Below are 19,921 nucleotides of genomic sequence, written 5' to 3' on the forward strand. Positions count from 1 at the left end.
TCCCGCGACAAATCTGGCCGCGCCTGCCTGCCCTTTGGCAGGCGCGTTACCGCGCCAGCCCAGTCAGGCGCGGCCAGATTGCTGCTGTTCGGCCTTGTGGCGCGCCACTTGCCCTTCGCCTTGCGGCTCCGGGCAATCGGTCTGGGAAACTGTCCACTGGACAGTTTCCTGCCAGACCTCTGGCCTCTGCGAACCGCAGCGAGGCTATCGGAGTTTCAACGCAGTTTCAGTGATCGTCGTGCGCGTGGTCGCGGTCGATCACGAAGCGCTTGTCGCAATAGCCGCAATCGACAAAGCCGGTCTCGGGCGAGATCGCCAGCCAGACACGCGGATGGCCCAGACCGATGGCATCGTCGCCGTCGCAGGCGACCTTCCACTTGGTCACGGTGACAGTCTCGGGCGCGGGCAACCGCATCTCGGCCGGATCCTGTCCGGTGGAGAGAGAGTTCTCGGGGGTCACGATATGCGTCATGGCTGGCCTTCTTGTCGCGGCGGGCATCATCTGGTCTAACCCAATACCGCAGCGCCGCCTGCCTTCGCAAGCTCTGCCGGGAATGCAAGCTATGACAAATGCCATCGAAATCGCCGGTCTGCGCAAGACCTATGCCGCTCAGGGCCGCGCGCCCGCGAAAGAGGCGCTGAAGGGGATCGACCTCGATATCCCCGCAGGCGGCATCTTTGGCCTGCTTGGCCCGAACGGCGCGGGCAAATCGACGCTGATCAACATCATGGCCGGGCTGGTCAACAAAAGCGCGGGCAAGGTCACGATCTGGGGCTTCGATCAGGACGTGAACCCGCGCCAGTCCCGCGCCGCCATCGGCGTCATGCCACAAGAGCTGAACATGGACCCGTTCTTCACCCCCCGTGCCAGTCTTGAGGTGCAGGCGGGGCTTTACGGGGTGCCGAAATCCGAGCGCTGGACCGATGAATTGCTGGCGCTGGTCGGGCTGACCGATCAGGCCAATGCCTATGCCCGCAACCTGTCGGGCGGGATGCGCCGCCGTTTGCTGCTGGCGAAGGCGCTGGTCCACCGCCCGCAAATCCTTGTGCTGGACGAACCGACGGCGGGCGTGGACATCACGCTTCGCGAGATGCTGTGGACCAATGTGCGCAAGCTGAACGAACAGGGGATGACGATCATCCTGACCACGCATTATCTGGAAGAAGCCGAACAGATGTGCGACGAAATCGCCATCATCAACCACGGCGAACTGGTGATCCGCCAGAACACCCGTGACCTGCTGGCCGGCAAGGACGGCAAGACGCTGGTGCTGGATACCGGAGGCAGCCGCGACCTGCCCACCCTGCCCGAAGGCGCAAAGCCCGAATGGCGCGCCGACGGGCGGCTGGCGATCAGCTACCCGCCGTCACGCATCCGCGCCGATCAACTGCTGGATGCACTTCGCGGCGCGGGCGTGCCGATTCTGGACGTGGCCAGCGAACAGCCCGATCTTGAGGATGTCTTCGTCGAAATGACCCGAGGCTAGGCCAACCGCCCTGCCCGGCCAAAGCCTGAACCCTCAGTCGCGCAGCAAGACCATCGGCCCCATCATCCGCCCGCCCATGATGTGCAGGTGGTAATGAGGCACCTCTTGCACGCCATCCGGCCCGGCATTGGTGATCGCCCGGAACCCGGCATTCCCGGCATCCAGTCCAACCCCTTCCTTCGCGCAAACTTCGGCGCAAAGCCGCGAGAAACCCGCAATCTCGGCATCCGAGGCATTGGCGCTGAAATCGTCGAAGCTGACATATTTGCCCTTCGGAATCACCAGCACATGAACCGGCGCCTTGGGCGCAATATCGCGAAAGGCCAAGGCCACGTCATTTTCGGCCACGGTATTGTTCGGAATCTCGCCGCGCAGGATCTTGGCGAAAATGTTGTTGTCGTCATAGTCGAAAGCCATCGGCAGTCCCCGGTCTAGTCACTGAACAAATGCGGCGTCGCCGCAAGATCATGGGCGATTTCATCGGGAACATCCAGAAACCGCATGATCGCTGCGGTGTTCAGTCCCGGACTCGCATGTTCCGAGATGACGTGGAAATTCGCGAACTCCATATCCCGCAGCCGCTCGGCTTCATGCTCCAGATCGCTGCGCACCACAGGAATAAGCCGCCTGACCACCTCTTCCGGCATCCCCTTGCTGGACAGACCGATCCGCTGCATGTGGCCGCGCAGATAATCCTCATCAAAGCGGCTATCGACGAACAGGATTCGCGTCTGCGCCCGATCCCCGGCGAAATCGCCGATCAGCGACAGCGCCGACGGGTCAATGCACATCACCAGCTGCCGGGTCTCGAATTCCTCGAACATCAGGCGGATCAGCGCCCGCCGATGCCGCTCTCGCTTCGACAGTGACGAGGCGATGCCCCCCAGATCCGGCAGATGCGCCGCATGCTCGTTAAACAGATAATCGACCGCCGGAATCGCCGTCAGCGCCCGGATCCGCGCAGTCAGCCGCTTGGCGACATGCCATTTCTTCGCCACGATCAGACAGACCACATTCTGCCGCCCCAGACTGCCATCCGTCTCCCAGAAGCGGGCCGCAAAGCGCCGCCCGACCCGGCCACGCTCGGTCAGGAAGCGGAACAGACGCGGCCCCTCGTTCGAGATCGCAAATTCCATCCCCTCGGCCTGCCAGACCGCGCCCAGCTTGGCCCGCAATTCCTGCGCCTCGGGGCTGATCTTGCGGGCGAACAGATAATCCTGACGCAGAAGCAGATCATAGTGGTCGTTGTAGAAGGTCACCGGCATGCCGTAATCGGTGAACATCAGGAAGGTCGGAGACCGCCGCCTGATCTGTGTCTTCGGCACGACATGGCTGACCAGCGTCTGAAAGAAGGTCTCATCGGGGATCCATGTGGTGCGGAAGAACCGGACCAGCTCTGGCCGCAGATCGATCAGGTTCAGCACCGCCTCGACCGTCTGCCGCCTCAGACACCACCATTGAGAGCCGATCATCACCTGCACGCCCTTCGGCGCGGACCGGGTGATGCGCAGCCGCTTCTGCAGATCCATGCTTTGATAGAACAGCCATTTCTGGGTTCGCTCGTTGAACCAATGGCGAAAGATCAGCCGCTCTTCGCGCAGCCCGGTCTTGATCCAGTTGCCGGTATGGAAATCGACGGCCTCGACATAGTCGCAATCGTCGTTCTCCAGAAAGGCATGGGTATGTTCCGCCGATTTGATCGGCATGCAGTCGCCCGACAGCATGTAGAAATGCGTCGCCTGCGGAAAACTGCGCTCGGCCTGCCGCAATGCCTCAAGACTGGCCGCGACCAGCGACCATTCGCCCCAACCGCATTTGTAACGGCGACGGGCAAAGGTGACGCCGGGATTGTCCGACAGGGCGGCCTCGATCGTGCGATATTCCTCGTCGCGGGCGCGCCTGTCGTAATGGATCGCGACATAGTCCCCCGAAGCCGTCAGCCGCTTCGCCTGATCGATAACACCCTGGGGATCCTTGTGCGTCAGCAGGATAAAGGCGATACGGGCCATGTGGCGGGCGCTACCTCCGTTATGCAGCGGCGACATTCCGCACGGCGAGACGTTAAAAAGGCTTTCTGCTTCCTTGTTTTGTCTCTAATCATTTTTAGCGCGCGGGCAAGCAGTGACTGCTTCCGCTTGCATTGCAGGAGAGGCAAGGCATGGGTTTTCCCGGCACCTGGATGACCGAAAGTCAAAGCATGATCTACCGGGTCGTGCCAAAATGCGCCTGTTCGACAATAGGCCAGATCATGTTCTATTCCGATCATGGCCGCTTCTTTGACGGCGATATTCACGATGCCACCAGCGGACTGCACAAATGGGCGCTGGACGACAGCCAGAAGCTGATCGAAACCGCCGTGCGCGACCATGCCGCCTTGACCTTTACCTGTGTGCGCAATCCCTATGCCCGCATCCTGTCATCCTTCTTCGACAAGATCGCGGGGATTCAGCGCAACGGCAAACGCTATCGCGGCAATCTGGTGCCGCAATTGGTGCAAAGCTACGGCATCGACGTGGGCAACCCCGATGACGGGTTCGATTTCGACCAGATCGCCAGCTTTCGCCGCTTTCTGCTGTTCGCACGCGACACCATCCGCTGGCGCCGCCCGATGGAGCCGGACATCCACTGGTCCGCGATGTCGGGCCATATCTCGACCTTCATCGTCAATGGCGGCCGCTACGACCAGATTTTCTTTACCGAGACCTTCAACGACGGGATCAGCAAGGTTCTGGCCGATGTCTCGACCCCGGTTCCGGTCGATGTCGAGGACGTCCCGCGTTTCAACGAATCCGAAGGTCACGGGCCCAAGCGCGCCTTCAAGGTCAGCGATTATTTCGACGATCTGTCACGGCATCTGATCTGGGAAATCTACAAGGACGATTTCCAGCTTTTCCGCTATGATTTCGACGATCCCGACAACAAGATGCCAACCGGCGAAATCGATCTGGCAGAGGTTCACGCCAAACTGGGCCGTTGACCCCGGACCCGGATGGTGGGCGTCCAGCAGCCCACCATGCGCACCCTGTTACCTATTCCAGATGGCTTTCCAGAAACCACAAATCCTTGTCCACCGTCCGTGATGCTGCGGTGAACAGATCCGCCGTATCGGCATCCCCCGCCTCATCGACGGTATCGATGGCGGTTCTTAGCTTCTCACCATAATCCCGAATCCGCTCGCAAACTGCCTTGATATGGTCAGCGGATTTGGTCAGATCGGTCGGATAGGCCTTCAGCGTGCTGGCCTTGGCCACCGTCTCGACGGTGCCCACGGCAACGCCGTCCAGAATCTGCACCCGCTCGGCAATATCGTCCACATGGACCTGCAACCGCGCCAACACCGCATCGAACAGCTCATGCACGGCGATGAAATTCGGGCCCTTCACGTTCCAATGCGCCTGCTTCAGCGCAAGGCTCAGCGCGATACCATCGGCCAGCCGGGCATTCAGTTCCGAGATCGCGGTCTTGCGGGCATTATCGGTCAGCCCTTTGACGTTCACGGCCATTTTCCGCTCCATGTCTGATTGCTACGATCGACCAACCCACCCGCGTCACCGCCGGTTCCACAGCCCCGCCATGCGCCCCGCGCAACACCACCGTTCGCAAGCTGTGTACAGGCTGTGCATATCCGGTGCATGCGCGGTGGACGCTCTGTGCAGCCAAATTTCCAGCATTTGCTGACATATCCGACCGGCGCACCACCACGTCGCTTCTTCGTTGCACAAATACCGATAGCAACGCCCGCAGCCCGTTGCGCGACCCGCCAAAAGGAAAACGGCGCCTCCCTTGGGGAGACGCCGTTTCCTATTCCTCGCAAGGCGAGATTGCGGCTCAGACCGCGCCTTTGATGAAGCTCACCGCATCACCAACGGTCTGGATGGTCTCGGCAGCGTCGTCCGGGATTTCGATGCCGAACTCTTCTTCGAAAGCCATCACCAGCTCGACGGTGTCGAGGCTGTCGGCGCCCAGATCGTCGATGAACGAAGCGGCTTCGACCACTTTGTCCTCTTCGACGCCCAGATGCTCAACAACGATCTTCTTCACGCGATCAGCGATATCGCTCATGTCACATCCTCATTCTCGCGGGCATCCGCCCTTAGGATTTTCACGGGCACGGCCCGCTCTCGCACAGGGCGGTTCCCCTGCAGCTAAAGGCGGGGATATAGCACTGAATACGCTTCATGCAACCGCTTTTGAGCCAAGTTTTCACCGAAGCGTGACGTAAACCCCGTGTTTTCAGACCATCGCCATGCCGCCATTGACGTGCAAAGTTGCGCCGGTAACATAACCCGCCTCGGCGCTCGACAGATACAGAACCGCCGCCGCGATGTCTTCCGGCGAACCCATTTGCCCCGCAGGAATCTGGGTCAGGATTTTGCCCTTCTGCTCGTCATTCAGCTTGTCGGTCATCGCCGTCGCGATAAAGCCCGGAGCCACGCAATTCACGGTGATTCCCCGGCTGGCGACCTCATAGGCCAGCGATTTCGACATGCCGACCAGCCCAGCCTTGGCGGCGGCGTAATTGCCCTGCCCCGGATTGCCCGTCGTTCCCACGACCGAGGTGATATTTACGATCCGCCCCCACCGCGCCTTCATCATCCCGCGCAGCACCGCCCGGCTCAACCGGAATACACTGGTCAGGTTCACTTCCAGCACCTGCGCCCATTCCTCATCCGACATCCGCATGAACAGATTGTCCCGCGTGATCCCGGCATTGTTGACCAGCACATCGACCGAGCCCATCGCCTCTGCCGCATCCTTCGGCAATTGCGCCGCAGCCTCGGGGTCCGACAGATTCGCGGGCACCACAAAGGCCCGCTCGCCCAGCTTATCGGCCAGTTCGCGCAGCGGAGCCTCGCGCGTGCCGGACAGCGCGACATTCGCGCCCGCCGCATGCAGCGCCTCGGCGATGGCACCGCCGATGCCACCCGATGCGCCGGTCACCAGCGCGTTCTTGCCCGTCAGATCAAACATTTGCCTCTCCTGTCCTGCTTAGCGCCGCTTCTATCGCCGCGCGGCAATGCAATTCAACCGTGTCGAAAACCGGCACCGGAACATTGTGCTGCCCCAGCAGAAGGCCCACCTCGGTGCAGCCAAGGATCAGACAATCCGCCCCCTGCCCGGCCAGTTCCCGCGCCGCAGCCTCGAAGGCGGCACGGCTGGTGTCGCTCACCACATCCTTGCACAATTCATCGAAAATGATGCGGTGAATATCGGCTCTTGCGGCCGTGTCGGGTATCAATGGCTGCAATCCAAATGCCTGCAACCTGTCGATATAAAACGGCTTTTCCATGGTGAAGCCGGTCGCGATCAACCCCGGACGGCTCAGGCCCTGTGCCTTGATCGCCGCCCCGGTCGCATCGGCGATATGGATAAAAGGCACGCTGATCGCCGCCTCGATCTGGGGCGCGACCAGATGCATCGTGTTGGTGGCAAGGATCATCACCTCGGCACCGGCACGCTGTAGCCCCGCCGCCGCATCGGCCAGAATCGCCCCGGCCTCGTCCCACCGATCCGCCTTTTGCAGCGCCGCGATCTCGGCGAAATCCACCGAATGCAGCAGGATCGGCGCGGACGACAGCCCGCCCCCGGCCTCTGCCGCAAGCCGGTTCAGGCGGTCATAATAATGCGCGGTCGAGACCCACGACATCCCGCCAAGGACCCCGATCATCCGCATGGGTCTAGCCCCTCAGCGCGATCACATCCGAAGGCAGGCCGATATTGCGGACGGCCACCTCTTTCGCGGTGCGCTTGATCATGCCGGACAAAGTCTTGCCCGCCCCGATCTCCCAGAAATCGGTCACGCCAGCTTCGGCCATATTGGCAATCGATTCGCGCCAGCGCACGGTGCCCGTCACCTGTTCGACCAGCAGACGGCGGATCGCGCCCGGCTCGATAACCGCTTCAGCGCGGACATTGGCGATCAGCGGCACGGCAGGCGGCTGAATATCCACCCCCGCCAGCGCATCGGCCATCACCGCAGCCGCGGGCTGCATCAGCACCGAATGGAACGGCGCCGAGACCGGCAGCATCAGCGCCCGCTTGGCCCCCGCCTCTTTCAGCGCGGCAGCGGCGCGTTCGACTGCTTCCTTATGCCCCGAGATCACCACCTGCGAGGGGTCATTGTCGTTCGCGGCCTGCACAACCTCGTCCTGCGCCACTTCGCGGACGATCCGGTCCACCGTCTCGTAATCAAGCCCAAGGATCGCGGCCATCGCACCCTGCCCGACCGGCACCGCCTCTTGCATGGCCTGCCCGCGCAGGCGCAGAAGGCGCGCGGTATCCTCAAGGCTCAGCGCCCCGGCGGCACAAAGCGCCGAATACTCGCCCAGCGAGTGACCGGCGACGAAATTGGCGTCCTGAATATTGATGCCCTCGGATTCCAGCGCCCGAAACGCCGCCATCGAGGTCGCCATCAGCGCGGGCTGCGCGTTCTGTGTCAGCGTCAGCGTGTCGATATCGCCGTTCCAGATCAGGTCGGACAGGTTTTCGCCCAGAGCTTCATCGACCTGATCGAAAACATCCTTCGCAGCCGGATAAGCCTCGGCCAATTCGCGGCCCATGCCGATGGTCTGCGCCCCCTGCCCCGGAAAAACGAATGCCCGCATCACTTACCCCTGTTGATTTATCGCTATCAAAGGGGATAGCGCGGCGGCGCGCATATCGCAACTGAACCTGACAAACCGTCAACTGTCAGGAAAGCCCAGCCAAGGCTCGATATCTTCCCAGGTCACGTTCATCGGCCATGCGGCACTGACCCAGGGAATGCCGACATGACCGTAAAGCAGCGACAGATGCCATTCGGCAGCCTCTTCGCCGCCACCCGCAATCCCCGCGATATAAAGGGCCGAAGCAAGGCCCGTCCGATCGGCACCGCCCTGACAATGGATCAGCATCGGTTTTGGGGCATTCCGCATCACCTCCAGCAGGGTCTGTACCTCGTCGAAGGTCAGTTCCTTGCTGGCAGACATGCGAAAATCCAGATGATCGATGCCCAGCCGGTCGGCAACGCCGCGTTCGGTCTCGTACCAATCGGCGCCGGTATTATCGCCTCGCAGGTTGAGAATGCTGGCAATGCCGTATTCGCGCTTCCATCGGGCCAGCTTCTGCCCGTCCATCTGCGCGGCCCGATAGACCTGCCCCGGCACGACGGCGTGGAAATTTCCCGACAGATGCAGATATCCGAGATAGAGGACAACCGCCCCGAACATCACGCCAAGTATCAGCAAGAACCGCTTGAAACCGAAACGCATTGGATGCTCCAAGGCAGCTAACCTTGGTTTATCTAGCCAATCCCCGATCGTGCGGCGACAATAAACTTCAGCGCCGCGCCATCAACACAGGCTTGTGACGACGGATGCTTCGGATACGAAAAAGGGGGCCGCTGAGGCCCCCTTTTCCACGTCATTTCAAAACGTCTCAGCCGACCAGTTCGAGGCCCGAGAAGAAGAAGGCGATCTCGCGCGCTGCGGCTTCCGGGCTGTCCGAGCCGTGGACCGAGTTTTCGCCGACCGACAGGGCGAATTCCTTGCGGATCGTGCCTTCGTCGGCATTTGCCGGGTTGGTCGCGCCCATCACTTCGCGGTTTTTCAGGATGGCGCCTTCGCCTTCCAGAACCTGCACCACGACCGGCTCCGAGGTCATGAATTCGGTCAATTCGCCATAGAAGGGGCGCTCTTTATGCTCGGCATAGAACTGACCTGCCTGATCCAGCGTCAGTTGGATGCGCTTTTGCGCGACGATGCGCAGACCGGCATCTTCGAACTTGGCGTTGATCTTGCCGGTCAGGTTGCGCTTGGTCGCGTCGGGTTTGATGATCGAGAGCGTGCGTTCGGTAGCCATGGGCGTTCCCTTGTCTGTGTCCTGCGGGCCGCGCCCGCCTTGTGAAATCAAATCCGCGCCCGGTTAGCAGGCTTGGCTTTCGCGGGCAAGGCGCGCAACGCAGACTGGCGATTGCGTGAAAACCTGTTAGGTCTTTCTGCGACGACAGGAAACGGACACCGACGATGCCCAGCACGCCTCCGCCCGCCAGCCCGCCACGGGTTCCGATCGCCACCATTGCAACCGTCCTTGCCATCGGGCTGGTCGTCGCCGCGATCTGGCAATGGTCGGCGGTCCTGCTGATGGGCTTCGGCGCCATCCTGATCGCCATCGCCCTGCGCGGCGGGTCAAAACTGCTGAACCGTCATGCGGGAATACCGTTCAAGCCCGGCGTGCTTTTGTGCGCGCTGTTCGTGGTGCTGGTGGTCAGCGCCGTTATCTCTTACGCGGGACCGGCGATCTCGGGGCAGTTCCGGCAACTGATCGCAAGCCTGCCCGCCGCGTGGGAGCAGGTAAACACCTGGCTGCGGGAAAGCTCGATGGGTCAATTCGTCGAAAGGCGAATGCAGAATGCCAGTCAAAGCGGGCCAACCCCTTCGGCAACCGACAGCCTGCCATGGATATTCGGCTATGTGACCGGCACGCTGAATATCGTCATCGGCAGCGTCGCCAATTTCATGCTGCTGGCCGTCGTCGGCATCTTCCTTGCGCTGGACGCACCGCTGTATCGCGGAGGGGCATTGCGCCTTGTGCCGCTGTCCTATCGCGACCGTGCCGCCCAGATCGCGGATGAGCTTGCCCGCTCGCTTGGCCGCTGGATGGCCGGGCAGGCGCTGGATATGGCGCTGGTCGCCGTGGCCACATTCCTTGGGCTCTGGGCGCTTGGGGTGCCGCTGGCTTTGGTGCTTGGGATCATCGCCGGGCTTACCAACTTCATCCCCTTCGTCGGCCCGTTCATGTCGGGCATTCCCGCCGTGCTTTTCGCACTGACGCAGGGCTTCGACATGGCCATCTATGTCGCGCTTCTGTTCATCGTGATCCAGCAGGTCGAGGGCAACCTTCTGATGCCGATGATTCAGCGCTTTGCCGCCGACCTGCCGCCCGCACTGACTATCTTGGCGATTCTGGCATTCGGCAGCCTGTTCGGCTTTGCAGGCATCGTTCTGGCAACGCCCCTGCTGTTGGTCAGCATCATCCTGATCAAGCGCTGCTATGTCGAGGATGTGCTGGGCGATCGCGACGACGCCCACTGAACGACTTGCGGGCATCGCGGCAGATTTCCTGTCGCTTGCCCCCTTGTTCGTTCGCGAAATCGTCACAAGATGTTAGTATGTAAGGCGGCGTCAGGCTTGGGGATGCATCATGCAGCCATTCCGCAGAGGTCGATATCAGGTCCGGCTGGCCGCCACGCCAGAGGACGTGCGTGCTGCGCAACGATTGCGCTGGCTGTGCTTCATCGCCCGCAACGGCGATGTGGATGACGGCACCAATGTCGATGCCGACGACATGGACACTGATTGCCAGCATATGATGGTCGAGATCGCTGAGACCGGCCAGGTTCTCTGCTGCTTCCGCTTCCAGCATTTCGCCAACGGGTCCGAGATTTCGCACAGCTATTCGGCGCAGTTCTACAACCTCGCGGCCTTGCAGGGCTTCGACGCACCGATGCTGGAAATGGGCCGGTTCTGTGTTCATCCCGAATTCCGCGATCCCGACATCATCCGCTCGGCCTGGATGGCTGTGTCACGCTATGTCCAGGAAAACGGCATCGAGATGCTGTTCGGCTGTTCCAGCTTCATCGGGACCGAGCCTGAACAGCATGCCGATGCCTTCGCCATGCTGCGCGCCCGCCATCTGGGTCCGCGGCGCTGGCTGCCTCGGGTCAAGGCACCGAATGTCTTCCGATTCGCGCGCAAGCTGCGACTGATGACGCCCGATCAGAAACGCGCCATGGCCGCGATGCCGCCGCTGCTGCGCAGCTATCTGGCGATGGGCGGGTGGGTCAGCGATCATGCGGTCGTCGATCCGGCAATGCGGACCATGCATGTGTTCACCGGGGTCGAAATCCGCGCGATTCCCCCTGGTCGCAAACGCCTGCTGCAATCCTCGGGCGACTGACACCAGCGTATCGCAAGTGATGAACGCGCGGGCATATCTGCCGTCCCGCGTCTCATTTCCGCCCGTTATCGCGCCATCGCGCCTGTAAAATGTGCAGCCATTCCCCCGGTGCTTGATCGATAGGCAGCTTCCTATCGGTGGCTGATTGACCTTCTGTCAGCGCAAACGCCCTCTCAGGGTATGTTCGACGCAATCGCCCCTTCCATGTCCATGCAGCGCAGCAAAGGCCGCGCGCATGTGGTCATGGGCCCGCGCGGCGTGGTCGATCTGGCGCAGTCCGGTTCGGCCAAGGCGATGCTGCCGCGCGTCAATTCGGGACTGCCCGAAATCGTCTTTCTGAACACGTCCGGCGGGCTGGCCTCGGGCGATCGGCTGGCGTTTTCGGTGGAACTGCTGCCCGGCTCGCGGGCGCTTGCCACCACCCAGACGGCCGAGCGCGCCTATCGTGCCGAGGACATCCCGGCCGAGGCTACTGTCTCGCTGAAGGTAGGCGCTGGCGCGTGGCTCGACTGGCTGCCGCAGGAAACGATCCTCTTCAATGGCGCGCAGCTTCATCGCCTGACCGAGATCGAGCTGGCCGAGGGCGCCGGTTGTCTGATCCTTGAAATCGTGGTGCTGGGCCGTCTGGCGATGGGCGAAGAGCTGCACCGGCTGCATCTGCGCGACCGCCGCATTGTCCGGCAAAACGGGCGGATCATCTATCACGACGCGCTTGCACTGGACGATCCTGCGCTTCCCCGACTTTCCAATCCGGCACTGACAGGCGGCGGGCGGGCGATGGCAACGCTTGCCATCATCGCGCCGCACGCGCCGGATCTGCTCTCCACCGCCCGGTCGGTCCTCCTCGAACCGGGTGTCACCGTGGCGGCCAGCGCTCCCCCCGGTCGCATGATCATGCGATTGCTGGCCGCCGATGGATGGCCCTTGCGGCGACAGGTGAACCGCCTGCTGACCGCTTTGCGCCCCGATCCCCTTCCCCGAATCTGGCAGGTCTGACATGAACCTCACCCCCCGCGAACGCGAGAAACTGCTGGTCTCGGTCGCCGCCATGGTGGCACGCAACCGGCTGGAACGCGGCGTGAAGCTGAACCACCCGGAAGCCATCGCATTGATCACCGATTTCGTGGTCGAGGGCGCGCGTGATGGCCGCTCGGTCGCCGATCTGATGCAGGCGGGCGCGCATGTGATCAGCGCCGAGCAATGCATGGCAGGCGTGCCCGAGATGATCGAATCGGTGCAGGTCGAGGCCACCTTTCCCGACGGGACCAAGCTGGTCACCGTCCACCACCCGATCCGCCAGACCTATGAGGCTTTGACATGAAGAAACTGACCGCACTTACCGGGGCGGCGCTGCTGCTGCCGCAACTGGCGCTGGCCCATCCGGGTCATGACGAGAACGGCTTCGTCAGCGGGATGAGTCACCCTGTCGGCGGTGCCGATCACCTGCTGGCGATGGTCGCACTTGGGCTTCTTGCGGCGCAGATCGGCGGCAGGGCATTGTGGGCGCTGCCCTGTACCTTCGTCGGCGCGATGATCCTTGGCGGTTTTGCCGGGTTTGCGGGCCTGCCCTTTCCGGGGGTAGAGCCGATGATCCTCGCCTCGGTCGTCATCCTTGGCGTGCTGGTGGCGATGGCGGTGCGGTTGCCGTTGACGATGTTGGGCCCGGCGGTGGCGATCTTCGGCTTTGCCCATGGCTGGGTTCATGGGGCGGAAGGTCCGGCGCATGGGCTGGCGGTCTATGCGATAGGCTTTGCGATTGCGACCATGGCGCTGCATCTGGCCGGAATCGGGATTGGCAAACTACTAAACAGCGGCGTCCTGCTGCGCGGACTTGGCGGTGGCACGGCTTTGGCCGGGTTGGTTCTGGCGATCGGGGGCTGAAGATGAACCCCGGCGAAATCCTTCCCGCCGCTGGTCAGATCGTGCTGAACGAGGGCCGTGACGAGGTGACGGTGATGGTCGCGAATACCGGCGACCGGCCCATTCAGGTGGGCAGCCACTATCATTTCGCGGAAACCAATCCGGCGCTGGATTTCGACCGGGTGGCGGCGCGAGGGATGCGGCTGTCGATCCCCGCAGGTACCGCCGTCCGCTTCGAGCCGGGCCAATCCCGCGAGGTGCGGCTGGTCCCCTTCGCAGGCGGCCGCGTCGTGCAGGGCTTCCGCAAAGATGTGATGGGGGCGCTGTGATGGATCAGAACCAGCCATGGTACTTGCCGATCAAAGCAACTGCGAAGGAAGTGTAGCCAATGAGTTGGAGTATAAACTCGGTTTCTGACACGGCATGCCTTGTGAGGTTATATTTTCTGCAGGCATCATACGAATCACGCGACAATCGATATATGCCGGGGGCGATATAGATGCCCCTGACACTCTCCCGCGCCGATTATGCCGCGCTTTACGGCCCGACCACCGGCGACCGCATCCGGCTTGCCGATACCGAACTGCTGATCGAGGTCGAACAGGATCTGACCATCGCCGGTGAAGAGGTCAAATTCGGCGGCGGCAAGGTCGTCCGTGACGGTATGGGCCAGTCGCAGGTGACCCGCGCCGACGGCGCCATGGATACCGTCATCACCGGCGTCGTCGTCTTTGACCATCGTGGCATCACCAAGGCGGACGTTGGCCTCAGGGACGGCCGCATCGCAGGCGTCGGCAAGGCCGGGAACCCCGACACGCAGCCCGGCGTCACCCTGATCATCGGGCCGGGGACTGAGATCATCGCGGGCGAAGGCCGCATCCTGACCCCGGGCGGCTTCGACTGCCACATTCACTATATCTGCCCGCAACAGGTCGATCACGCGCTGCATTCCGGCGTCACCACGCTGCTGGGCGGCGGCACCGGCCCGGCGCATGGCACGCTTGCCACCACCTGCACCCCCGGTCCCTGGCATATCGCCCGGATGATGGAGGCCTGCGCCGAACTGCCGGTGAATATCGGTATCGCGGGCAAGGGCAACGCCTCGGTTCCGGCACCGCTGGAGGAACAAATCCGTGCCGGGGCTTGCGCGCTGAAGCTGCACGAGGACTGGGGCACCACCCCCGCCGCCATCGACAACTGCCTGAATGTCGCCGACCGAATGGACATCCAAGTGATGATCCACACCGACACGCTGAACGAATCCGGCTTTGTCGAGGATACGATGGCGGCCATCGCAGGCCGCACCATCCACGCCTATCACACCGAAGGCGCAGGCGGCGGCCATGCCCCCGACATCATCCGCATGGTCGGCATGGCGAATGTCCTGCCCTCTTCCACCAACCCGACGCGGCCCTATACGCAGAACACCATCGAGGAACATCTCGATATGCTGATGGTCTGCCACCACCTCGACCGCCGTGTCCCCGAGGATGTCTCTTTCGCGGAATCCCGTATCCGTCGCGAGACCATCGCCGCCGAGGATATCATGCACGACCTTGGCGCGTTCAGCGTGATCTCATCCGACAGTCAGGCGATGGGCCGGATCGGCGAGGTGATCATCCGCACATGGCAGACCGCCGATAAAATGCGCCGTCAGCGCGGCAGGCTGGAGGGCGAGACAGGCGACAACGACAACCTGCGCGCCCGCCGCTATATCGCGAAGTACACCATCAACCCGGCCATCGCGCATGGTGTCAGCGGCCATATCGGCTCGATCGAGCCGGGAAAGCGCGCCGATCTGGTCCTGTGGTCGCCCGCCTTTTTCGGGGTGAAGCCGGAAATGGTTCTGGTCGGCGGGCAGATATCCGTCGCGCAGATGGGCGACCCGAATGGCTCGATCCCGGTGCAACCGATCTTCTCGCGCCCGATGTGGGGCCATACCGGGCGTGCCTCGGCACTGTTCATCAGCAGGGCAGGGCTTGAGGCGGGCGCAGGCAGCGGGCTGCACAAAAACCTGATCGCGGTCGAAAACACCCGCGATATCGGCAAAAGCGACATGAAACTGAATGATTCCATGCCAGTGATCCATGTGGACCCCGAAACCTACGAAGTGCGCGCCGATGATACTTTGTTAACTTGCGCCCCCGCCACGGAACTGCCGATGGCACAACGCTATTTCCTCTACTGAGGGAGGAACACGCCATGATTACCTGCACCACAGTTATCCGCAACGCACCCGGGCCGTTCGATGGAGAAATCTCGCTTGATTACGAAGGCCGTCTGCTGCGCAGAAAACGGCTGGGCTTTGTGGGGGGCGATTTTCTTCTGGACCTGCCCGAAGTGACCAGCGTCGAGGATGGCGATGCGTTCGAACTGTCGGACGGTCGCCTCATCGCCATGCGCGCCAAGCCCGAGCCGGTGATGGTCATCCGCGGCCATCTTGCGCGGCTGGCCTGGCATATCGGCAACCGCCACACGCCGTGCCGGATAGAGGCTGACCGGCTGATCATCCGTCAGGATCATGTGCTGGAAGCGATGCTGCGCAATCTGGGTGCCGACATCACCCATAAGGAACTGCCATTCCGGCCCGAAGGTGGCGCCTATGGGCACGGCCGCACCTTCGGCCATGATCACGGACACGGGCATGACCACGATCACAGCCATGGCGGCGATCACGACCATAGCCATGGTCACGATCACCACGACCACCTGCACGCCCATAACCACAAGCTGTCGCCGGTCCCGGCTGTCGCGCCGTTGCAGATGATGCGCAAGGTTGCCAATGGCTCGCGACACGATGATCGCCCCTGACGCGGCCCGCCTGCGGCTGATGCAACTGCTATCGCCCGCCTTTCCGGTGGGCGGTTTTGCATGGTCGCAGGGGCTGGAATGGGTCATCGATCAGGGCATCGTCACCCGTAAGGCGCTGCCGCAATGGCTGGCCAACTGGCTGGACCACGGCGCAGGTTGGACCGATGCGGTGCTGTTGTCTCTGGCGCTGCGTGAGGACGCGGACCATGCCGCGCTGGACGATCTGGCCCGCGCGGCCTGCCTGACCTCGGAACGGCTGACCGAGACGGTCGAACAGGGCACCGCCTTTGCCGCAAATATCACCGCCTTGCATAGCGAGCCGGTCCCGCCGCGCGCGTTGCCGGTGGCCTTCGGCGAAACCTGCGCCGCCTTGCCGTTGCCGCCGTCCGAGATCATCGCCGCCTATCTACAGGCTCAGGCCGCGACGCTGATTTCTGCCGCCGTGCGCTTCATGCCGCTTGGCCCGGTCGAGGGGCAGGCAATGCTGTTCGATCTGCAGCCAAGACTGCTGGACGTGGCTGCGCGGGCGGCTGGCGCCAGCGAATCCGATCTTGCCAGCGCCGCGTGGGGCGCGGACATTGCGGCAATGAAGCACGAGACCATGACCACAAGGATTTTCCGCTCATGAGCCAGAACGGCCCTCTGCGTGTCGGCATCGGCGGTCCCGTCGGTGCGGGCAAAACCACGCTGACCGAGCAACTGGCCCGCGCCTTCGCGCCGCGCCTGTCGATGGCGGTGATCACCAACGACATCTATACCCGCGAGGATGCCGAGGCGCTGATGCGCGCGCAGGTGCTGCCGCAGGAGCGCATCCGGGGGGTCGAAACCGGCGGCTGCCCACATACCGCGATCCGCGAGGATGCCAGCATCAACCTTGCTGCCATCGCCGATCTGACCGAGGCATTTCCCGATCTGGAACTGGTGTTGATCGAATCCGGCGGCGACAATCTGGCGGCGACCTTTTCGCCGGAACTGGCCGATCTGACGATCTATGTGATCGATACGGCGGCCGGGCAGGACATTCCGCGCAAGCGTGGTCCGGGGCTGGCGAGGTCCGATCTGCTGGTGGTGAACAAGACCGACCTTGCGCCGCATGTTGGTGTCGATGCAGCGCTGCTAGAGGCGGATGCCCGCGCCTCTCGCAACGGGCTGCCCGTGGTAATGGCGCAGCTTCGGCATGGGGGCGGCGTGGACGAAATCGTGGAGTTTCTGATCCATCAGGGCGGGCTGCTGACGCAGGACGCCTGAAGGGGTCGCCTCAGCGGGCGTCAGCCCGAGGCCGGACAAGACCGGCCTCGGTAATAGTGGTGATCAGTGCGAATACATCGTGATCTGCTTGTCGTCCGTTCCCGCCTGCGCGCGGCGCACGATCAGACGGTTCAGCGCGCCGACATAGGCTTTGACCGAGGCAAGGATCGTGTCGGTATCCGCCGCCTGTCCGGTGACGATCCGGCCATCCTCTTCCATGCGCACAGTCACGGTGGCCTGCGCATCTGTGCCTTCGGTCACGGCATGCACTTGATAAAGCTGCAAAACTGCGCTGTGCGGGAAGATCTGCTGGACCGCATTGAAGCAGGCATCGACCGGGCCGTCGCCGGTGGTCTCGGCGGTCTGTTCCTCGCCATCGACAACCATGGTCAACGCAGCAGATTGCCCGTCACTGCCGCAGACGACGCGCAGATGTTTGACCTGCAAATGATCGCTGTCGGTATTGGCGGCGCTGTCCTGCATCAGCGCGACGATGTCCTCGTCATAGACCTCTTTCTTGCGGTCGGCCAAAGCCTTGAAGCGCACGAAGATGTCTTTGAGCTGGTTATCCCCGACCTCAAAACCCAGATCGGCCAGCTTGGCGCGCAGGGCGGCGCGGCCCGAATGCTTGCCCATGGCGATGTTGTTTTCGTTCAGACCGATATCGGCGGGGCGCATGATCTCGAACGTCTCGACATTCTTCAGCACACCATCCTGATGGATACCGGATTCGTGCAGGAAAGCGTTCTTGCCGACGATGGCCTTGTTTGGCTGCACCACGAAGCCCGAAACCTGAGACACGCGGCGCGACAGGTTCATGATCTTGGTCGTGTCGATGCCGGTGGTGAAGGGCATGATATCGTGGCGCACCTTCATCGCCATGACCACTTCCTCCAGCGCGGTATTGCCTGCGCGTTCACCCAAGCCATTGATCGTGCATTCGATTTGGCGTGCACCAGCCTCGACCGCGGCCAGCGAATTGGCGGTCGCCATGCCAAGGTCGTTGTGGCAATGGGTGGCGAAGATGATGTTGTCGGCGCCCGGCACCCGCTCCAGCAACATGCGGATCAGGGCAGCGGATTCGCGGGGCGCGGTATAGCCGACGGTATCGGGAATGTTGATCGTGGTGGCGCCGCATTTGATGGCGATTTCCACGACCCGGCACAGGTAATCATGTTCGGTCCGCGTCGCATCCATCGGCGACCATTGCACGTTGTCGCAAAGGTTGCGGGCGTGGGTGACGGTCTGTTCGATGCGTTCGGCCATCTGGTCCATGTCCAGATTGGGGATGGCACGATGCAACGGTGAGGTACCGATAAACGTATGGATTCGCGGCTGTTTCGCGTGTTTCACCGCTTCCCAGCAGCGGTCGATATCGGGCAGTTGCGCGCGGGCGAGGCCGCAGATGACACTGTTCTGGGCACGTCTTGCGATCTCTGACACGGCGGCGAAATCGCCTTCCGAGGCGATCGGGAAACCGGCCTCGATGATGTCCACGCCCATTTCGTCCAGAAGCTGGGCGATCTCCAGTTTCTCGGCATGGCTCATGGTGGCGCCGGGCGATTGCTCGCCGTCGCGGAGGGTAGTGTCAAAGATGACGACGCGGTTCTTGTCGGACATTTCCTTGGTCTTTCTTACACTTGGTCTGGGAATGCCGGGTGCGGGACGCAGCCGGGATAGGCCGGGCACTGACCAGACTGAGCGGCGGCCCGGAAGACCCGCTCAGCGCAGCGTAAGAAGCAGTAGACCACGGAGCTGCACAGCAATCCGCGCGCCGAAAGGCGCGGTCGAGGCTGTGGAAATCTGGTGCATCCGAGTCATGGCGGCGACTATGCCGTCAGGCGCGTGGGTTGGAAAGAGGAAATTTTCCGTAGACGGGCGCAACGGGTTGCGGGCGTTGCAATCGGTATTTGTGCAACGGAGAAATGGCGGATGCGGGAGCGCCAGCAAATGCTGGGGATTTGGCTGCACAGCGCGTGCACCGCGTATGCACAGGACGTGCACAGCCTGTACACAGCTTGCGAACGGTGGTGTTGCGCGGTGCGGGAACCCTGTGGGCGCGGCAGGACGTTGAGATGGCAGGACGATGCGTTTCGGACGGAGGCCGATCCGATGTTGAGCTATTGGCAACTGGATTTCGACAAGGATATCGAACTGGCCAATCTGAAGGCCGATCTTGCGACATCGCGCGGGCGGCTCGATTCGGCTTTGTTCAAGCATCTGGCGATGCTGGCGCCGGTCGCGGTGGGCGGTATGGGAATGTTCGTGCGCGCAGGCGGCAGCGAGCATCTGGGGCTGCCCGCGATTGCGATGATCACGGTGCCTGCGGTCATTCTGGTGGTCAGTGTGATGTTATCGGCGCTGTCGCTGGCGATTGCGCCGACCAATGTGGTCAAGACCATCGCCCCGGACGGCAAGGCGATTCTGCGGACGCGCGATGAATGGGTCGATGTGCTGCGTCACGGCGTCGGTTACACCAACTGGCATCGCGGGTTCGAGGATAATGTCCAGTTCTACGGCTTCTCGCTGGCCGCTTTCACCTTTCTTCTGGGCGGGATCTGGTTTCTGATAGGCTGACC

The 19,921-nt window shown here is 62.4% G+C and carries 24 protein-coding genes; 13 read left to right on the forward strand and 11 right to left on the reverse strand.

The genetic code is table 11. The annotated features are described in order from the left end of the window. Positions 1-226: 226 nt before the first annotated feature. Positions 227-415: a zinc-finger domain-containing protein gene (locus JJJ17_RS15825; RefSeq protein WP_200688402.1), complete on the reverse strand. Its 189-nt coding sequence runs from the start codon at positions 413-415 to the stop codon at positions 227-229. A gap of 148 nt (positions 416-563) precedes the next feature. Between JJJ17_RS15825 and JJJ17_RS15830 the strand changes: the two genes are divergently transcribed. Continuing rightward, the gene (locus tag JJJ17_RS15830; protein WP_200688125.1) at positions 564-1,487 is read left to right on the forward strand and encodes an ABC transporter ATP-binding protein; all 924 of its coding nucleotides are present in this window, start codon (positions 564-566) and stop codon (positions 1,485-1,487) included. A gap of 33 nt (positions 1,488-1,520) precedes the next feature. Here JJJ17_RS15830 and JJJ17_RS15835 read toward each other — a convergent pair whose 3' ends face one another. Both JJJ17_RS15835 and JJJ17_RS15840 read right to left on the reverse strand, forming a co-directional pair. Continuing rightward, positions 1,521-1,904, reverse strand: coding sequence for a histidine triad nucleotide-binding protein (locus JJJ17_RS15835; RefSeq protein WP_200688127.1), 384 nt, complete (start codon positions 1,902-1,904; stop codon positions 1,521-1,523). Positions 1,905-1,918: 14 nt separating this feature from the next. Then, the gene (locus tag JJJ17_RS15840; RefSeq protein ID WP_200688129.1) at positions 1,919-3,496 is read right to left on the reverse strand and encodes a DUF5928 domain-containing protein; all 1,578 of its coding nucleotides are present in this window, start codon (positions 3,494-3,496) and stop codon (positions 1,919-1,921) included. A gap of 149 nt (positions 3,497-3,645) precedes the next feature. Between JJJ17_RS15840 and JJJ17_RS15845 the strand changes: the two genes are divergently transcribed. Continuing rightward, positions 3,646-4,464, forward strand: coding sequence for a sulfotransferase family protein (locus JJJ17_RS15845; protein WP_200688131.1), 819 nt, complete (start codon positions 3,646-3,648; stop codon positions 4,462-4,464). Between the two features lie 52 nt (positions 4,465-4,516). On the opposite strand, the gene dps is transcribed toward JJJ17_RS15845, so the two are convergent. The 7 genes from dps to ndk all read right to left on the reverse strand — a co-directional run bounded on the left by dps (position 4,517) and on the right by ndk (position 9,326). Further along, positions 4,517-4,990, reverse strand: coding sequence for a DNA starvation/stationary phase protection protein Dps (gene dps, locus JJJ17_RS15850; protein ID WP_200688133.1), 474 nt, complete (start codon positions 4,988-4,990; stop codon positions 4,517-4,519). Positions 4,991-5,315: 325 nt separating this feature from the next. Next, positions 5,316-5,549: an acyl carrier protein gene (locus JJJ17_RS15855; RefSeq protein WP_200688136.1), complete on the reverse strand. Its 234-nt coding sequence runs from the start codon at positions 5,547-5,549 to the stop codon at positions 5,316-5,318. A gap of 171 nt (positions 5,550-5,720) precedes the next feature. Then, complete coding sequence (gene fabG, locus JJJ17_RS15860; RefSeq protein WP_200688138.1) at positions 5,721-6,458, reverse strand: 3-oxoacyl-ACP reductase FabG; 738 nt, start codon at positions 6,456-6,458, stop codon at positions 5,721-5,723. Further along, complete coding sequence (locus tag JJJ17_RS15865; protein ID WP_200688139.1) at positions 6,451-7,161, reverse strand: aspartate/glutamate racemase family protein; 711 nt, start codon at positions 7,159-7,161, stop codon at positions 6,451-6,453. Before JJJ17_RS15865 ends, fabG begins: the two co-directional genes overlap by 8 nt. 4 nt (positions 7,162-7,165) lie before the next feature. Further along, the gene (fabD, locus tag JJJ17_RS15870; protein WP_200688141.1) at positions 7,166-8,092 is read right to left on the reverse strand and encodes an ACP S-malonyltransferase; all 927 of its coding nucleotides are present in this window, start codon (positions 8,090-8,092) and stop codon (positions 7,166-7,168) included. A gap of 78 nt (positions 8,093-8,170) precedes the next feature. Continuing rightward, positions 8,171-8,737, reverse strand: coding sequence for a tyrosine-protein phosphatase (locus tag JJJ17_RS15875; RefSeq protein ID WP_200688143.1), 567 nt, complete (start codon positions 8,735-8,737; stop codon positions 8,171-8,173). A 166-nt stretch (positions 8,738-8,903) separates the two neighbouring features. Continuing rightward, positions 8,904-9,326, reverse strand: a complete 423-nt coding sequence (gene ndk, locus JJJ17_RS15880) for a nucleoside-diphosphate kinase (RefSeq protein ID WP_200688145.1) — start codon at positions 9,324-9,326, stop codon at positions 8,904-8,906. Positions 9,327-9,490: 164 nt separating this feature from the next. Between ndk and JJJ17_RS15885 the strand changes: the two genes are divergently transcribed. The 10 genes from JJJ17_RS15885 (at position 9,491) to ureG (ending at position 17,342) form a co-directional block, all read left to right on the forward strand. After that, on the forward strand, positions 9,491-10,558 hold the full coding sequence (locus JJJ17_RS15885) for an AI-2E family transporter (RefSeq protein ID WP_200688147.1): 1,068 nt from the start codon (positions 9,491-9,493) through the stop codon (positions 10,556-10,558). Positions 10,559-10,667: 109 nt separating this feature from the next. Beyond that, a complete protein-coding gene (locus JJJ17_RS15890; protein ID WP_200688149.1) occupies positions 10,668-11,423 on the forward strand; it encodes a GNAT family N-acetyltransferase in 756 nt (251 codons plus the stop codon). A gap of 180 nt (positions 11,424-11,603) precedes the next feature. Further along, a complete protein-coding gene (locus JJJ17_RS15895; RefSeq protein ID WP_200688151.1) occupies positions 11,604-12,419 on the forward strand; it encodes an urease accessory protein UreD in 816 nt (271 codons plus the stop codon). A gap of 1 nt (position 12,420) precedes the next feature. Continuing rightward, a complete protein-coding gene (locus JJJ17_RS15900) occupies positions 12,421-12,744 on the forward strand; it encodes an urease subunit gamma (RefSeq protein WP_200688153.1) in 324 nt (107 codons plus the stop codon). Continuing rightward, complete coding sequence (locus tag JJJ17_RS15905; protein WP_200688155.1) at positions 12,741-13,304, forward strand: HupE/UreJ family protein; 564 nt, start codon at positions 12,741-12,743, stop codon at positions 13,302-13,304. Before JJJ17_RS15900 ends, JJJ17_RS15905 begins: the two co-directional genes overlap by 4 nt. Positions 13,305-13,306: 2 nt before the next feature. Beyond that, a complete protein-coding gene (locus JJJ17_RS15910) occupies positions 13,307-13,612 on the forward strand; it encodes an urease subunit beta (protein WP_200688157.1) in 306 nt (101 codons plus the stop codon). A 170-nt stretch (positions 13,613-13,782) separates the two neighbouring features. Beyond that, positions 13,783-15,471 carry an urease subunit alpha gene (gene ureC / locus JJJ17_RS15915; RefSeq protein WP_200688159.1) on the forward strand — a complete coding sequence of 563 codons (1,689 nt, stop codon included), beginning with the start codon at positions 13,783-13,785 and terminating at the stop codon, positions 15,469-15,471. 14 nt (positions 15,472-15,485) lie between these two features. After that, complete coding sequence (locus tag JJJ17_RS15920; RefSeq protein ID WP_200688161.1) at positions 15,486-16,094, forward strand: urease accessory protein UreE; 609 nt, start codon at positions 15,486-15,488, stop codon at positions 16,092-16,094. Beyond that, complete coding sequence (locus tag JJJ17_RS15925; protein WP_234464149.1) at positions 16,066-16,722, forward strand: urease accessory protein UreF; 657 nt, start codon at positions 16,066-16,068, stop codon at positions 16,720-16,722. Before JJJ17_RS15920 ends, JJJ17_RS15925 begins: the two co-directional genes overlap by 29 nt. Further along, positions 16,719-17,342 (forward strand): urease accessory protein UreG, encoded by a 624-nt coding sequence (gene ureG, locus JJJ17_RS15930; protein WP_200688163.1) that lies wholly within the window; start codon positions 16,719-16,721, stop codon positions 17,340-17,342. The genes JJJ17_RS15925 and ureG overlap by 4 nt, the downstream gene beginning before the upstream one ends. 63 nt (positions 17,343-17,405) lie before the next feature. Here the strand turns inward: ureG and JJJ17_RS15935 are convergent, their stop codons facing one another. Then, positions 17,406-18,962: a 2-isopropylmalate synthase gene (locus JJJ17_RS15935; RefSeq protein WP_200688165.1), complete on the reverse strand. Its 1,557-nt coding sequence runs from the start codon at positions 18,960-18,962 to the stop codon at positions 17,406-17,408. Between the two features lie 492 nt (positions 18,963-19,454). Here JJJ17_RS15935 and JJJ17_RS15940 point away from each other — a divergent pair, with 492 nt between their 5' ends. Then, positions 19,455-19,919 carry a hypothetical protein gene (locus JJJ17_RS15940; protein ID WP_200688167.1) on the forward strand — a complete coding sequence of 155 codons (465 nt, stop codon included), beginning with the start codon at positions 19,455-19,457 and terminating at the stop codon, positions 19,917-19,919. Positions 19,920-19,921 lie beyond the last annotated feature (2 nt).

This window comes from Paracoccus caeni (assembly GCF_016629665.1).
Lineage (GTDB): Bacteria > Pseudomonadota > Alphaproteobacteria > Rhodobacterales > Rhodobacteraceae > Paracoccus > Paracoccus caeni.

Excerpts from the sequence above, each read along its gene's own strand:
- JJJ17_RS15845 (WP_200688131.1), top strand. The coding sequence starts at position 3,646 with ATGGGTTTTCCCGGCACCTGGATGACCGAAAGTCAAAGCATGATCTAC.
- ureG (WP_200688163.1), top strand. The coding sequence starts at position 16,719 with ATGAGCCAGAACGGCCCTCTGCGTGTCGGCATCGGCGGTCCCGTCGGT.
- fabG (WP_200688138.1), bottom strand. The coding sequence starts at position 6,458 with ATGTTTGATCTGACGGGCAAGAACGCGCTGGTGACCGGCGCATCGGGT.
- dps (WP_200688133.1), bottom strand. The coding sequence starts at position 4,990 with ATGGCCGTGAACGTCAAAGGGCTGACCGATAATGCCCGCAAGACCGCG.
- JJJ17_RS15920 (WP_200688161.1), top strand. The coding sequence starts at position 15,486 with ATGATTACCTGCACCACAGTTATCCGCAACGCACCCGGGCCGTTCGAT.
- ureC (WP_200688159.1), top strand. The coding sequence starts at position 13,783 with ATGCCCCTGACACTCTCCCGCGCCGATTATGCCGCGCTTTACGGCCCG.
- JJJ17_RS15855 (WP_200688136.1), bottom strand. The coding sequence starts at position 5,549 with ATGAGCGATATCGCTGATCGCGTGAAGAAGATCGTTGTTGAGCATCTG.
- JJJ17_RS15825 (WP_200688402.1), bottom strand. The coding sequence starts at position 415 with ATGCGGTTGCCCGCGCCCGAGACTGTCACCGTGACCAAGTGGAAGGTC.
- JJJ17_RS15865 (WP_200688139.1), bottom strand. The coding sequence starts at position 7,161 with ATGCGGATGATCGGGGTCCTTGGCGGGATGTCGTGGGTCTCGACCGCG.
- JJJ17_RS15910 (WP_200688157.1), top strand. The coding sequence starts at position 13,307 with ATGAACCCCGGCGAAATCCTTCCCGCCGCTGGTCAGATCGTGCTGAAC.
- JJJ17_RS15900 (WP_200688153.1), top strand. The coding sequence starts at position 12,421 with ATGAACCTCACCCCCCGCGAACGCGAGAAACTGCTGGTCTCGGTCGCC.
- JJJ17_RS15840 (WP_200688129.1), bottom strand. The coding sequence starts at position 3,496 with ATGGCCCGTATCGCCTTTATCCTGCTGACGCACAAGGATCCCCAGGGT.
- JJJ17_RS15925 (WP_234464149.1), top strand. The coding sequence starts at position 16,066 with ATGGCTCGCGACACGATGATCGCCCCTGACGCGGCCCGCCTGCGGCTG.
- JJJ17_RS15875 (WP_200688143.1), bottom strand. The coding sequence starts at position 8,737 with ATGCGTTTCGGTTTCAAGCGGTTCTTGCTGATACTTGGCGTGATGTTC.
- JJJ17_RS15940 (WP_200688167.1), top strand. The coding sequence starts at position 19,455 with ATGTTGAGCTATTGGCAACTGGATTTCGACAAGGATATCGAACTGGCC.
- fabD (WP_200688141.1), bottom strand. The coding sequence starts at position 8,092 with ATGCGGGCATTCGTTTTTCCGGGGCAGGGGGCGCAGACCATCGGCATG.
- JJJ17_RS15835 (WP_200688127.1), bottom strand. The coding sequence starts at position 1,904 with ATGGCTTTCGACTATGACGACAACAACATTTTCGCCAAGATCCTGCGC.
- ndk (WP_200688145.1), bottom strand. The coding sequence starts at position 9,326 with ATGGCTACCGAACGCACGCTCTCGATCATCAAACCCGACGCGACCAAG.
- JJJ17_RS15895 (WP_200688151.1), top strand. The coding sequence starts at position 11,604 with ATGTTCGACGCAATCGCCCCTTCCATGTCCATGCAGCGCAGCAAAGGC.
- JJJ17_RS15890 (WP_200688149.1), top strand. The coding sequence starts at position 10,668 with ATGCAGCCATTCCGCAGAGGTCGATATCAGGTCCGGCTGGCCGCCACG.
- JJJ17_RS15905 (WP_200688155.1), top strand. The coding sequence starts at position 12,741 with ATGAAGAAACTGACCGCACTTACCGGGGCGGCGCTGCTGCTGCCGCAA.
- JJJ17_RS15830 (WP_200688125.1), top strand. The coding sequence starts at position 564 with ATGACAAATGCCATCGAAATCGCCGGTCTGCGCAAGACCTATGCCGCT.
- JJJ17_RS15935 (WP_200688165.1), bottom strand. The coding sequence starts at position 18,962 with ATGTCCGACAAGAACCGCGTCGTCATCTTTGACACTACCCTCCGCGAC.
- JJJ17_RS15885 (WP_200688147.1), top strand. The coding sequence starts at position 9,491 with ATGCCCAGCACGCCTCCGCCCGCCAGCCCGCCACGGGTTCCGATCGCC.